Source organism: Aquincola sp. J276, assembly GCF_024700035.1.
Taxonomy (GTDB): Bacteria; Pseudomonadota; Gammaproteobacteria; order Burkholderiales; family Burkholderiaceae_C; genus Aquincola; species Aquincola tertiaricarbonis.
In genome coordinates this window covers 661921-674166 of record NZ_JAJONC010000001.1, presented here as the reverse complement: position 1 = coordinate 674166, position 12246 = coordinate 661921, and the positions used below count along the sequence as shown (strand labels likewise).

Sequence of the window (12246 nt, the reverse complement as noted above, 5' to 3'; positions counted from 1 at the left end):
CCTATGATCCGCGCCCATGCAGCTTCGATACGACGCGATCATCCTGGGCGCCGGCGCCGCCGGCCTGCACTGTGCGGCCATCGCGGGCCAGCGGGGCGCGCGGGTGCTGGTGCTGGACCATGCGGCCAAGGTGGCGGAGAAGATCCGCATCTCCGGCGGCGGCCGCTGCAACTTCACCAACCGCGACACCACGCCGGCGCAGTTCCTGTCCGACAACCCGCACTTCTGCCGCTCGGCCCTGGCGCGCTACACGCCACAGGACTTCATCGCGCTGCTGCAGCGCCACGGCATCGGCTTCCACGAGAAGCACCGCGGCCAGCTGTTCTGCGACGAGGGCAGCGAACGCATCATCGAGATGCTGCTGGCCGAGTGCGAGGCCGGCGGCGTCACCCGCTGGCAGCCGTGCGCGATCAAGGGCGTGCGCCACGGCGCCGCCGGCTACGAGGTGGACACCGACCGCGGCACGGTGCAGGCACCGCGCGTGGTGGTCGCCACCGGCGGGCTCTCCATCCCCAAGATCGGCGCGAGCGACTTCGGCCACCGGTTGGCCCGGCAGTTCGGCCACCGCATCATCGAGCCGAGGCCCGCACTGGTGCCGCTGACCTTCGCGCCCGAGACCTGGGCACCCTTCTCTGCCCTGGCCGGCCTGTCGCTGGAGGTGCACATCGACGCCGGCAGCGGCAGGAAGCGCACGCGGTTCCTGGAAGACCTGCTGTTCACCCACCGCGGCCTGAGCGGTCCGGCGGTGCTGCAGATCTCCAGCTTCTGGCGCCCCGGCGAGCCGATCACCATCGACCTGGCGCCGGGCCGCGACCTGGCCGCGGAGCTCAAGGCGGCCAAGGCCCGCTCCAAGCGCCAGCTGGGCAACGAGCTGGCCGCGCAGCTGCCGCAGCGCCTGGCCGACACCTGGCTGCAGCGCCAGGGCCTGGACGCCACCCTGGCCATGCCGCAGGCCCGCGACCGCGACCTGGAGGCGCTGGGCGCCAGCCTGGGCGGCTGGCAGCTGCTGCCCGACGGCAGCGAAGGCTGGCGCAAGGCCGAGGTGACGGCCGGCGGCGTCGACACCCGCGAGCTGAACCAGCAGACGATGGAGAGCCGGCTGCAGCCGGGGCTGCACTTCATCGGCGAGGTGACCGACGTCACCGGATGGCTGGGCGGCTACAACTTCCAGTGGGCCTGGGCCAGCGCCGCCGCCTGCGCGGCGGCCTTGCAGCCCAGCCCGTGACAAATCTGCGAAACACGCTATACTCGCCGTCTTTGCTGCAAACCCGCGTCTCGATCCGATCGACGATTCCGGACCAACGGCCTTCGGACACCGAGCGCACAACCCCAGGATTTACCGTTACATGACCACGATTCGCGTCAAAGAGAACGAGCCGTTCGATGTGGCACTGCGCCGCTTCAAGCGCACCATCGAAAAGCTCGGCCTGCTGACGGAGCTGCGCGCCCGCGAGTTCTACGAAAAGCCCACCTCCGAGCGCAAGCGCAAGAAGGCCGCGGCCGTCAAGCGCCACTTCAAGCGCGTTCGCAGCATGCAGCTGCCGAAGAAGCTCTACTAAGCTTCCCGGCGTCAGCCCCAAAGCCCGCGCGGGACGCCGCAGCGGGCTTTGTCGTTTCTGGACCATCCTCACCGGAGCCCCGCCATGAGCCTCAAGGACCGCATCACCGACGACATGAAGAGCGCCATGCGCGCCAAGGAAGCCGACCGGCTCTCCACCATCCGCATGCTGCTGGCCGCCATCAAGCAAAAGGAAGTGGACGAGCGCATCACCGTCGACGATGCCCAGGCCGTGGCCCTGGTCGACAAGCTGATCAAGCAGCGCAAGGACTCGGTGGCCGCCTACCAGCAGGCCGGCCGCGCCGACCTGGCCGACAAGGAAAGCGCCGAGATCACCGTGCTGCAGGCCTACCTGCCGCAGCGCCTGTCGGCCGACGAGGTGGCGGCCGAAGTGCGCGCCATCGTGGCCGAGCTGGGCGCCAGCGGCCCCGGCGACATGGGCAAGGTGATGGGCGCAGCCAAGGCCAGGCTGGCCGGCAAGGCCGAGATGGCCACGGTGTCGGCCGCGGTCAAGCAGGCGCTGGCGCAGTAAGCTCGCCGCCATGAGCCTGCCCCTGTCCCAGATCGCCGCCGACGTCTGCGTCGCCCCGCAACTCACGCCTGAGGCCATGGCCGAGGCGGCGCAGGCGGGCTTCCGCAGCGTGGTGAACAACCGCCCCGACTTCGAGCACGGCCCCGACCAGCCCACCAGCGCCGAGATCGAGGCCGCCGCCCGCGCCGCCGGCCTGAATACCGTCACCTGCCGGTGGCCGGTGGCTACCAGTCGCCCGAGGAAGTGGCGCAGTGTGCGCAGCTGCTCCAGGAGCTGCCGCGGCCGCTGCTGATGTTCTGCCGCAGCGGCGCCCGCTCCACCCGGCTGTTCATGCTGGCGCAGCAACAAGCCTGACGGCTGGCTGACGGCCGCGGTCCGATATTGCGCCGCAGCATCGGTGCTTTCCCTGAACGCCCGCCTTGCGCGGGCGTTTTCACGTCGCCGATGGATACAGTGCGCGGTTTGCCCGCGCCGCACATCTGTCGGTGCCGGGCGTGAACCTTGACGAGAAAGCTTCCGCAGGAGGTGTTGTGTCCGGATTATTGAAACTGTCCCGGCTGATAGACCAGCTGAATGAATTCGTCGGGCGCTGGGTGAGCTGGCTGGTGTTGGTGGCGGTGCTGATCAGCGCATTGAACGCCATCGTCCGCAAGGCCTTCGGCACCAGTTCCAACGCCTTCCTGGAGATCCAGTGGTACCTGTTCGCCGCGGTGTTCCTGCTGGCGGCGGGCTACACCATGCTGCGCGGCGAGCATGTGCGCATCGACATCATCCTGGGCCGCTTCAGCAAGCGCACCCAGATCAAGGTCGAGATCTTCGGCATCGTGGCCTTCCTGTTCCCGTTCGTGGTGGTCGTGATCGAGCTGGTGATGCCGCTGGTGATCCGCGCCTACACCTCGGGCGAGGTGTCCTCGAATGCCGGCGGCCTGATCCGCTGGCCGGTGTTCGCGCTGGTGCCGCTGGGCTTCACGCTGCTGGGCCTGCAGGGCGTGTCGGAACTCATCAAGCGCGTGGCCTTCCTGCAAGGCCGCATTCCCGATCCCACCATCAAGAAGGTGGCCAAGACACCGGAGGAAGAGTTGGCCGAAGCCATCCGCCTGCGTGAAGAAGGAGCACGGACATGATGGAGTTCTTCAGCGCCAACATGGCGCCCATCATGTTCGGCGGGCTCATCGTCTTCCTGCTGATGGGCTTCTCGGTGGCCTTCTCGCTGGCGGCCTGCGGCCTGCTGTTCGCCTTCATCGGCATCGAGATGGGCCTGCTGCCGGCCGCGCTGGTGCAGGCACTGCCGCTGCGCATCTTCGGCACCATGCAGAACGAGACGTTGCTGGCGATCCCGTTCTTCACCTTCATGGGGCTGATCCTCGAGCGATCGGGCATGGCCGAGGACCTGCTCGACACCATAGGCCAGCTGTTCGGCACCATCCGCGGCGGCCTGGCCTATGCGGTGATCATGGTGGGTGCGATGCTGGCGGCCACCACCGGCGTGGTGGCGGCTTCGGTCATCTCGATGGGCCTGATCTCGCTGCCCATCATGCTGCGCTACGGCTATGACCGGCGGCTGGCCACCGGCGTGATCGCCGCCTCGGGCACGCTGGCGCAGATCATCCCGCCGTCGCTGGTGCTCATCATCCTGGCCGACCAGCTGGGCCGCAGCGTGGGCGACCTGTACAAGGGCGCCTTCCTGCCGGGCTTCATGCTGGTGGGGCTGTACGTGCTGTACGTGCTGTTCATCACCATCGTGCATCCCAGCCGGGCGCCGGCCCTGCCGCTCGAGGCACGCACCATCCGCGAGGATGACGGCAGCACCGGCAACCGCTCGTTGCTGGCGGTGTTCCTGCTGTCCGTGGCGGCAGCGGTGGCCTTTGGTGAAACCCGGCCCGAAGGCACGGCCACCGACGAGAAGATCGTGCTGTCGATGTGCGTGGGCGTGGGCGTGGCCTTCGCGCTGGCGGTGCTCAACCGCCTGCTGCGGCTGAAGCTGCTGTCGCGCATGGCCGAGCGCGTGACCTTCGTGCTCATCCCACCGCTGGCGCTGATCTTCCTGGTGCTGGGCACCATCTTCCTGGGCGTGGCCACGCCCACCGAAGGTGGCGCCATGGGTGCGGTGGGCGCGCTGCTGATGGCCCTGGCGCGCCGCCGGCTGAGCCTGTCGCTGCTGCGCCAGGCGATGGACACGACGATGAAGCTGTCGTGCTTCGTGGTCTTCATCCTGCTGGGCGCCACGGTGTTCGGCCTGGCCTTCCAGGGCGTGGACGGCCCGCTGTGGGTGGAACACCTGCTCACCGGCCTGCCCGGCGGCCAGCTCGGCTTCCTGATCGTGGTGAACGTGCTGGTGTTCTTCCTTGCGTTCTTCCTCGACTTCTTCGAGCTGTCCTTCATCGTGGTGCCGCTGCTGGCGCCGGTGGCCGACAAGCTCGGCATCGACCTGGTGTGGTTCGGCGTGCTGCTGGCGGTGAACATGCAGACCTCGTTCATGCACCCGCCGTTCGGCTTCGCGTTGTTCTACCTGCGCAGCGTGGCGCCCACCGACGACTACACCGACCGCGTGACCAAGAAGCCGATCGCCAAGGTGAAGAGCTCCGACATCTACTGGGGCGCGGTGCCCTTCGTCATCATCCAGCTGGTGATGGTGGGCCTGATCATCGGCTTCCCGGGGCTGGTGGGGCACGACACCGAGCAGGCCTCGGGCATCGATGCCGACAAGGCGCTGGAGGAGATGGTGATGCCGGGCGGTGGCAGCGAAGCCTCGCCCACGCTGCCGGGCATGGAGCCGCCTGCCACGCCGGACAGCGGCAGCGCCGCGCCTTCGGCCGAGCCCGAGCCGCCGGCCGGCACCACCGAGGCCGACGACGCGATGAAGGCGCTGCAGGACGCCATCCAGGAAGACGCGAAGGACGGCAAGAAGCCTTGATCGTGCTTGCCGCCGGCCCGGAGCCGGCGGCTTTCGACCCATGAAAAGGGGCCCCTCGCGGGGCCCCTTCTTTCTTGCGGCCGGGTGGCGCTTACAGCTTGGCCGACTGCATGTAGCGGTCGAACTGGCCTTCGGTGAAGCGGAACCACAGGTTCTGGTCGCGCAGGAAGCTGGAGTAGTCCGAGTACACCTTCTTCCAGGCCGGGTTGCTGTTGGACAGCTCCGAGTACACCGCCATCGATTCCTTGAAGGCGGCATCCATCACCGCCTTGGGGAAGGGCATCAGCTTGGTCTTGGCAGCCACCAGCTGCTTCAGCGCGGCCGGATTGCGGGCGTCGTACTTGGCCTGCATGTTGACGTGCGCAAAGGAGGAAGCCGCGTCGATGATGGCCTTGTACTCGGCGCTCAGGCCGTCGTATGCCTTGTTGTTGATGAAGAAGTCGACCTGCGGGCCGCCCTCCCACCAGCCCGGGTAGGCGTAGTAAGGCGCCACCTTGTAGAAGCCCAGCTTCTGGTCGTCGTACGGGCCCACCCACTCGGCCGCGTCGATGGTGCCCTTCTCCAGCGACTGGTAGATCTCGCCGCCGGGAATGTTCTGCGGCACGCCGCCCAGGCGCTTGACGATCTCGCCGGCGAAGCCGCCGATGCGGAACTTCAGGCCCTTCATGTCTTCCAGGCTCTTGAGCTCCTTGCGGAACCAGCCGCCCATCTGGCTGCCGGTGTTGCCGCCCAGGAAGTTGATGATGTTGTACTGGCCGTAGAACTCGCGCATCAGCTTCAGGCCGTTGCCTTCCAGCATCCAGGCCGTCATCTGGCGGCTGTTCATGCCGAAGGGGATGGCCGCGCCGATGGCAAAGGTGGGGTCCTTGCCGAAGAAGTAGTACGGCACCGTGTGGGCCATCTCCACCGTGGCGTTCTGCACCGCGTCCACCACGCCGAAGGGGGGCATCAGCTCGCCGCCGGCATGCACCGATATCTGGAACTTGCCGCCCGACATCTCCGACACCTTCTTGGTGAAGACCTCGGCCGCACCGAAGATGGTGTCCAGCGACTTGGGGAAGCTGGAGGCCAGGCGCCAGCGGATGTTGGCCTGGGCCTGCACGAAGGCAGGTGCGGTGCCCGCGGCAAGCACGCCCGCGATGCCTGCACCACGAACGAAGGAACGGCGTTCCATGTAGGGGACTCCTATGGAGGGAAAAATCGGTCGCGCGATTCTAGGAGTCGCATTTCGTCGGCCCCGAGGGGGTTTCCCCGCAGCAGATTCGGCGCCGCGCGCCCTCGGGCGTCAGCTTGCCGTCAGCTGCCGGCGACCTTCATCTTCTCGATCAGGATGGAGCCGGTCGTCTTGCCGCCCATGGTGTATGCATCGGCGCCCACGGCCACGATGCTCTTGAGCATCTGCGGCAGGTGGCCGGCGATGGTCACCTCTTCCACCGGGTGCACGATCTGGCCGTTCTCCACCCAGAAGCCAGCGGCGCCCCGCGAGTAGTCGCCGGTCACGTAGTTCACGCCCTGGCCCATCAGCTCGATGACGAACAGGCCGCGGTGCAGCTTGCGCAGCATGGCGTCCAGGTCGTCGCCCGGCTGCGTGAGCCGGCTGGTGAGCACCAGGTTCTGCGAGCCGCCGGCATGGCCGGTGGTCTTCATGCCCAGCTTGCGGGCCGAGTAGCTGGACAGGAAGTAGCCCTGCGTCACGCCCGCGTCCACCACCTTGCGCGCGCGGGTGCGCACGCCTTCGTCGTCGAAAGGCGCGCTGGCCTTGCCGCGCTGGATGAACGGGTCTTCCTGCACGTCGAGGTGGTCGGCCAGCACCTGCTGGCCCAGGCTGTCCACCAGGAAGGTGGCCTTGCGGTACAGCGCACCGCCGCTGGTGGCCTGCACGTAGGCGCCCAGCAGGCCGGCAGCCAGCGGCGACTCGAACAGCACCGGCACCTCGCAGGTGGGGATCTTGCGCGAGTTCAGCCGCGACAGCGCCCGCTCGGCGGCATAACGGCCCACCGCCTCGGGCGCGGCCAGGTCGTCGGCCGAGCGCATCGAGGTGTACCAGGCATCGCGCTGCATGCCGTCGCCGCGGCCGGCAATCGGCGCCACCGACAGCGAATGGCGCGAGCTGGCATAGCCGCCGCGAAAGCCGCGCGAATTGCCGGCATAGAAGTGCGACTGCTGCGCCGAGACGCCGGCACCTTCGGAATTGGTGATGCGGCGGCGGTCGGTGGACAGCGCGGCGGCCTCGCAGCGGCGGGCCAGTTCGGTGGCAGCCTCGGCATCCAGGTCCCAGGGATGGAACAGGTCGAGGTCGCGCGCGGCTTCTTCTTCCGTGGCCAGGTCGTCGGCATCGGGCAGGCCGGCCACCGGGTCTTCGGCAGTGAAGCGGGCGATGTCATAGGCCGCGCGCACCGTCTGCTCGATGGCCGCGCGGGAGAAGTCGGAGGTGCTGGCATTGCCGCGCCGGCGGCCCAGGTACACGGCCACGCCGAGGGACTTGTCGCGGTTGCGCTCGACGTTCTCCAGCTCGCCCTTGCGCACCGAGACCGACAGGCCGGTGCCTTCCGAAGCCTCGGCGCCGGCGTCGCTGGCACCCAGCTTCCGGGCCATCGCCAAGGCGTCCTCCACGCTCTGCTGGAACTGTTCTCGCGTGTAGGCAAAGCCCTTGGCGGTGGTCGAACGGGTGTCGGACATGTGGAATGGGGGGATGGGGATGGCGCAAATTATGATAGCGATCGCTTATCGCAGCCCTATGCAGCCCCATACCCCCGACTCCTTCGACGAACGCCCCAGCAAGACCGAGCTGAAGAAGCAGGCGCACGAGCTCCAGCGCCTGGGCCAGGCCTTGTCCGAGCTGCCCGACGAACGGCTTGCCGCGCTGGCCATGTCCGACACGCTGCTGGAAGCCCTGCGCGAGACTCGCCGCATCCGTTCCCACGAAGGCAAGCGCCGCCACCTGCAGTACGTGGGCAAGCTGATGCGCCAGACCGACGTGGAGCCGCTGCGCGAGGCCGTGGCGGCTGCCCAGCTGGGCAGCGCGCAGAACACGCTGGAGCTGCACCGGCTGGAGCAGTGGCGCATCGAGCTGGTGAAGGACGACGAGGCCCTCACCCGCTGGATGACCGACTACCCGGACACCGACCTGCAGCATCTGCGCAGCCTGATCCGCGCCGCGCGCAAGGACGGCGCGCTGCCGCCGGAGCAGCGCCACGGCAAGGCCTGGCGCGACCTGTTCCAGTTCATCAAGAGCCAGTGGATGCAAGGCAGCGAGTGACGCCATGACCGCCTTCGACAGCGTGAGGATCGGCCTCGTCTCGGTCAGCGACCGGGCCTCGGCCGGCGTGTACGAGGACAAGGGCATCCCCGCCCTGCGCGACTGGCTGGGCCGCGCGCTGCGCAACCCGGCGCACTACGAGACCCGCCTGGTGCCGGACGAACAGCCACTGGTGGAAGCCGCGCTGCGCGAGCTGGTGGACGATGCCGGCTGCCACCTGGTGCTCACCACCGGCGGCACCGGCCCTGCGCCGCGCGACATCACGCCCGAGGCGACGCTGGCCGTCGCGCACCGGGTGATGCCAGGCTTCGGCGAGCAGATGCGCCAGATCAGCCTGCGCTTCGTGCCCACCGCCATCCTGTCTAGACAAGTGGGGGTGATCCGGGGCGGCGCGCTCATCATCAACCTGCCCGGCCAGCCCAAGTCCATCGCCGAGACGCTGGAAGGCCTGCCCCAGGCGCAGCCGCCGGTGCATGGCATCTTCGCCGCGGTGCCCTACTGCATCGACCTGATCGGCGGGCCCTACCTGGAGACCGATCCGGCGGTGTGCCAGGCCTTCCGGCCCAAGAGCGCCCTGCGCAGCAGTTCCGGGTCGCGGCCGTGAGGCCACGCCTGCTGCCCATGCTGATGCTGGGCACGGCGATGCTCCCCGTGCCGGCGGCATGGGCCGCGCCCGAGCCGGTGCTGCCGCTGACGGTGCGGCCGGGCGACACGCTGTGGGGCCTGTCGAACGAGGTGCTCACCGGCCCGGCCGCCTGGCGCGAAGTGGCCCGCCGCAACCGCCTGCCGGATGCCAACCGCATCCGCCCCGGCCAGGTGCTGCAGGTACCGCAGCGCCTGCTGCGGGTGCGGCCGGTGGAGGCGCGGTTGGTGCTGGTGCAGGGCGAGGTGGAGCTGGCCGGGCGCCCCGCGGTGGCCGGCGAACCGGTGTCCGCCGGGCAATTGCTGCGCACCGGCGCGGGCGCTTCCGCGGTGGTGGAACTGCACGATGGCTCGCGCCTGCGCGTGCAGCCGGCCACCGAGGCCGCACTCGCGGAGAGCGCACGCCTGGGCGCGCGCATGGCGCCGCAAGGCAGTGGCGGCGCCAGCGAGGAAGGCTGGTTCGCCGGCAGCATGCGGCTGGTGCGCGGCTCGCTGGAGGTGGTGGCCGCACGGCTGCTGCGCGCCAAGCCGCTGGAAGTGCAGTCGCCCACCGCCGTGATCGGCGTGCGCGGCACCGAGTACCGCGTGCACCACGGCACCGACCAGGGCACCCGCACCGAGGTGCTGGAAGGCCTGGTCCGGGCCGAAGCCGCCGGCGCGCCGCAAGCCGGCGTGGACGTGGCCGCGCGCTTCGGCGCCGCCATCGCCGCGGCGGACAGCCCGCCCGCGGTGGTGCCGCTGCCCGCCGCGCCCGACCTGTCGGGCCTGCCACCGCGGTTCGAGCGGGTGATCGTGCGCATCGAGCTGCCCGGCGAGCCATCGGCGCTGCGGGTGCAGGTGGCACTGGACGAAGCCTTCGAGCGCATCGTCAGCGATGAACGGGTGGCCGCCAGCGCGCCGGTGCGCATCAGCGGACTGGACGATGGCGAGTGGTTCCTGCGCCTGCGCCGCATCGAGTCGCGCGGCATCGAAGGCCTGGACGCCACCCACCGCTTCAACCTGGCGGCCCGGCCCGAGCCGCCCGCGCCTGCCGCACCGCGCGCCAGCGCCCAGGTGGGCGTGGGCGGTGTCGAATTCCGCTGGGCCGAGAACGTCGAGGCGCTTCACTACCACCTGCAGGTGGCGCGCGACGCCGCCTTCACCGAACTGGTGGTGGACGAGCCGCAGGTACGCGGCGCCAGCACCCGCCTGACGCTGGACCAGCCGGGCAGCTACTTCTGGCGCATGGCCAGCCTGCGCGCGCCACAAGGCAACCAGCGGACGCGCGGCCCCTGGACCGATGCCCAGCCGCTGACGGTGCGCGCCGCGCCGCCGGCGCCCACCAGCGGCAGCTCGGCCGACGGCATGCAGCTGGCGCTGCGCTGGAGCGGCCGGCCCGAAGACCGCCAGCAGGTGGAGCTGTCGTCCGATCCGCAGTTCGGCGCAGGCACCACCGTGCGCGCCGAACTCACCGAGCCGATGTGGACCCTCCCGCGGCCCGAGCAGCCGGGCACCTACTACTTCCGCTACCGCAGCGTGGAGCCCGACGGCTTCGTCACGCCCTACAGCAGCACGCTGAAGATCGAGGTGGCACGCGACTGGCGCGGCCTGTGGCTGCTGGGCGCGCCGCTGCTGCTGCTGTTGCTGTAGGCCCCGGCGCCGCTACTTCACCAGCCGGTTCAGGCTCGCGGCGTCGAAGGCTTCGGTGGTCTGTGCGTCCTGGGGCACGCAGTCCGCATGCGGCAGCTCATGCGAGCGGGAGGACAGCTTCTCGATGGCCTGCCACAGCAGCGTGATCTGGTGCTCGTGGCCGGCGGCGTTGTCGATCAGGCCCTTCATCGCCTGCGCCACCGGGTCGTCGCCCTGCGTCACGCCGTAGGCGCTGAAGCCCATGCGGGCGGACACCGCCTCGCGCTGCGCATCGGCCTTGCCTTCGATGATGCGCGCCGGATTGCCCACCGCGGTGGCTCCGGCAGGCAGCGGCTTGGTGAGCACCGCGCCGGAACCGATGCGTGCGCCTTCGCCCACGGTGAAGCCGCCCAGCACGCAGGCATTGGCGCCCACGATCACGCCGCGCTCCAGCGTCGGGTGGCGCTTGGCCCCGCGCACCAGCGACGTGCCACCCAGCGTCACGCCCTGGTAGATGGTGCAGTCGTCATGCACCTCGGCCATCTCGCCGATGACGACGCCCATGCCGTGGTCGATGAACACCCGCCGGCCGATGGTGGCGCCGGGGTGGATCTCGATGCCGGTGAGAAAGCGCGCCACATGCGAGATGAAGCGGCCCAGCCAGTACCAGCGGGCGCGCCAGGCCGCATGGGCCCAGCGGTGCAGCACGAGTGCATGCAGGCCGGGATAACACGTGAGCACCTCCCACGTCGAACGCGCGGCGGGGTCGCGTTCGCGGATGCAGGCGATGTCTTCACGCAGTCGGCTGAACATGGCGATTCTTGTCAAACGGCGGGCCAGTGTATGCGCGGGGTTTGCTTCAGGCGGCGGGAGGGACAAGCCGGCCCACCGCCTTGGCGATGCCGCGCAGGATGTGCACTTCCTCGGCCGTGAGCTGGGCCCGGTTGGCCAGCTGGTTCAGCCGCGGCATCAGCTTCTTGGGTGCGGCCGGGTCCAGGTAGCCGATGGCCACCAGCACCTCGCGCCAATGCGCCAGCGTGCCCTGCACCGCCGCGGCGTCGGCCAGCACCGGCTCCGCCGTGCGCGGCTGCACGCCCAATCCGCCCAGCGCCTGCCGCCATTCATAGGCGATCACCTGTACCGCCTGCGCCAGGTTCAGCGAGCCGTAGGCCGGGTCGGTGGGGATGCTCAGGCAGGTGTGGCAGCGGTAGACGATTTCGTTGGGCAGGCCGTAGCGCTCGCTGCCGAAGACGAAGCCCAGCCGCGCGCCCTGCGCCGCCATCGCCGCCAGGTGCGGGCGTGGCGCGGCGGTGGGCGGGCCGAAGTCGCGCGGCGTCATCGCGGTGGCGCACAGGTGGTCGATGCCGTCCAGCGCCTCGTCGATGCCGCCGACGATGCGCGCGCGCACCAGGATGTCGGCCGCGCCGCTGGCCATGGCCACCGTGTCCTCCTGGCTCAGCACGTCGGGAAAGCGCGGCTGCACCAGCACCAGGTCGGAAAAGCCCATCACCTTCATGGCCCGCGCGGCCGCGCCCACGTTGCCCGGGTGGCTGGTGTTGACGAGGATGAAGCGGGCACCTTCGGCGGTGGGCAAGGGCATGGCGTCAGGCATGGGTGGTGGAGGCGGCTAAAATGGCGGGTTTTCGCAGCGCCGCATTGTCCGCGCTGCCCGCTCTTTGCCTTCGCTGCTGCTCCCTCCTCCCCACACGGCCACCGGCCGTCTTCCATCAGGT

The 12246-nt window shown here is 69.6% G+C and carries 12 protein-coding genes and 1 pseudogene; 9 read left to right on the top strand and 4 right to left on the bottom strand.

Features of this window, described 5'->3' with window-relative positions:
* The first annotated feature begins 16 nt into the window (after positions 1-16).
* The 6 genes and pseudogenes from LRS14_RS03215 (at position 17) to LRS14_RS03190 (ending at position 5004) form a co-directional block, all read left to right on the top strand.
* Positions 17-1225: an NAD(P)/FAD-dependent oxidoreductase gene (locus LRS14_RS03215; RefSeq protein WP_257798572.1), complete on the top strand. Its 1209-nt coding sequence runs from the start codon at positions 17-19 to the stop codon at positions 1223-1225.
* A 121-nt stretch (positions 1226-1346) separates the two neighbouring features.
* Positions 1347-1559: a 30S ribosomal protein S21 gene (gene rpsU / locus LRS14_RS03210; RefSeq protein WP_046115624.1), complete on the top strand. Its 213-nt coding sequence runs from the start codon at positions 1347-1349 to the stop codon at positions 1557-1559.
* 84 nt (positions 1560-1643) lie between these two features.
* Positions 1644-2090 carry a GatB/YqeY domain-containing protein gene (locus LRS14_RS03205; RefSeq protein WP_257798571.1) on the top strand — a complete coding sequence of 149 codons (447 nt, stop codon included), beginning with the start codon at positions 1644-1646 and terminating at the stop codon, positions 2088-2090.
* Between the two features lie 10 nt (positions 2091-2100).
* A pseudogene (locus LRS14_RS03200) lies at positions 2101-2444 on the top strand (TIGR01244 family sulfur transferase).
* Positions 2445-2620: 176 nt separating this feature from the next.
* Entirely contained in the window at positions 2621-3214 is a 594-nt protein-coding gene (locus tag LRS14_RS03195; protein WP_046115627.1) for a TRAP transporter small permease subunit, read from the top strand.
* Positions 3214-5004, top strand: coding sequence for a TRAP transporter large permease subunit (locus LRS14_RS03190; protein WP_046115661.1), 1791 nt, complete (start codon positions 3214-3216; stop codon positions 5002-5004). The genes LRS14_RS03195 and LRS14_RS03190 overlap by 1 nt, the downstream gene beginning before the upstream one ends.
* A gap of 91 nt (positions 5005-5095) precedes the next feature.
* Here LRS14_RS03190 and LRS14_RS03185 read toward each other — a convergent pair whose 3' ends face one another.
* Complete coding sequence (locus tag LRS14_RS03185) at positions 5096-6178, bottom strand: TRAP transporter substrate-binding protein (RefSeq protein ID WP_046115628.1); 1083 nt, start codon at positions 6176-6178, stop codon at positions 5096-5098.
* Between the two features lie 122 nt (positions 6179-6300).
* Positions 6301-7683 (bottom strand): metalloprotease PmbA, encoded by a 1383-nt coding sequence (gene pmbA, locus LRS14_RS03180; protein WP_046115629.1) that lies wholly within the window; start codon positions 7681-7683, stop codon positions 6301-6303.
* Positions 7684-7741: 58 nt separating this feature from the next.
* Here pmbA and yjgA point away from each other — a divergent pair, with 58 nt between their 5' ends.
* Genes yjgA through LRS14_RS03165 form a run of 3 tightly spaced genes read left to right on the top strand, consistent with a single transcriptional unit; the run spans position 7742 to position 10534 of the window.
* Entirely contained in the window at positions 7742-8263 is a 522-nt protein-coding gene (gene yjgA, locus LRS14_RS03175; protein WP_232315528.1) for a ribosome biogenesis factor YjgA, read from the top strand.
* A gap of 4 nt (positions 8264-8267) precedes the next feature.
* Positions 8268-8867, top strand: coding sequence for a molybdopterin adenylyltransferase (mog, locus tag LRS14_RS03170; protein WP_046115631.1), 600 nt, complete (start codon positions 8268-8270; stop codon positions 8865-8867).
* A 17-nt stretch (positions 8868-8884) separates the two neighbouring features.
* Positions 8885-10534: a FecR domain-containing protein gene (locus LRS14_RS03165; protein ID WP_257798570.1), complete on the top strand. Its 1650-nt coding sequence runs from the start codon at positions 8885-8887 to the stop codon at positions 10532-10534.
* Between the two features lie 12 nt (positions 10535-10546).
* On the opposite strand, the gene cysE is transcribed toward LRS14_RS03165, so the two are convergent.
* Both cysE and LRS14_RS03155 read right to left on the bottom strand, forming a co-directional pair.
* On the bottom strand, positions 10547-11326 hold the full coding sequence (gene cysE / locus LRS14_RS03160) for a serine O-acetyltransferase (protein ID WP_046115633.1): 780 nt from the start codon (positions 11324-11326) through the stop codon (positions 10547-10549).
* Between the two features lie 46 nt (positions 11327-11372).
* Positions 11373-12113 (bottom strand): RNA methyltransferase, encoded by a 741-nt coding sequence (locus tag LRS14_RS03155; RefSeq protein ID WP_257798569.1) that lies wholly within the window; start codon positions 12111-12113, stop codon positions 11373-11375.
* Positions 12114-12246 lie beyond the last annotated feature (133 nt).

Bases quoted from the DNA above. Each gene is read 5' to 3' on its own strand.
- LRS14_RS03215 (WP_257798572.1), top strand. From the start codon at position 17: ATGCAGCTTCGATACGACGCGATCATCCTGGGCGCCGGCGCCGCCGGC.
- rpsU (WP_046115624.1), top strand. From the start codon at position 1,347: ATGACCACGATTCGCGTCAAAGAGAACGAGCCGTTCGATGTGGCACTG.
- LRS14_RS03205 (WP_257798571.1), top strand. From the start codon at position 1,644: ATGAGCCTCAAGGACCGCATCACCGACGACATGAAGAGCGCCATGCGC.
- LRS14_RS03190 (WP_046115661.1), top strand. From the start codon at position 3,214: ATGGAGTTCTTCAGCGCCAACATGGCGCCCATCATGTTCGGCGGGCTC.
- LRS14_RS03185 (WP_046115628.1), bottom strand. From the start codon at position 6,178: ATGGAACGCCGTTCCTTCGTTCGTGGTGCAGGCATCGCGGGCGTGCTT.
- pmbA (WP_046115629.1), bottom strand. From the start codon at position 7,683: ATGTCCGACACCCGTTCGACCACCGCCAAGGGCTTTGCCTACACGCGA.
- yjgA (WP_232315528.1), top strand. From the start codon at position 7,742: ATGCAGCCCCATACCCCCGACTCCTTCGACGAACGCCCCAGCAAGACC.
- mog (WP_046115631.1), top strand. From the start codon at position 8,268: ATGACCGCCTTCGACAGCGTGAGGATCGGCCTCGTCTCGGTCAGCGAC.
- LRS14_RS03165 (WP_257798570.1), top strand. From the start codon at position 8,885: ATGCTGATGCTGGGCACGGCGATGCTCCCCGTGCCGGCGGCATGGGCC.
- cysE (WP_046115633.1), bottom strand. From the start codon at position 11,326: ATGTTCAGCCGACTGCGTGAAGACATCGCCTGCATCCGCGAACGCGAC.
- LRS14_RS03155 (WP_257798569.1), bottom strand. From the start codon at position 12,113: ATGCCCTTGCCCACCGCCGAAGGTGCCCGCTTCATCCTCGTCAACACC.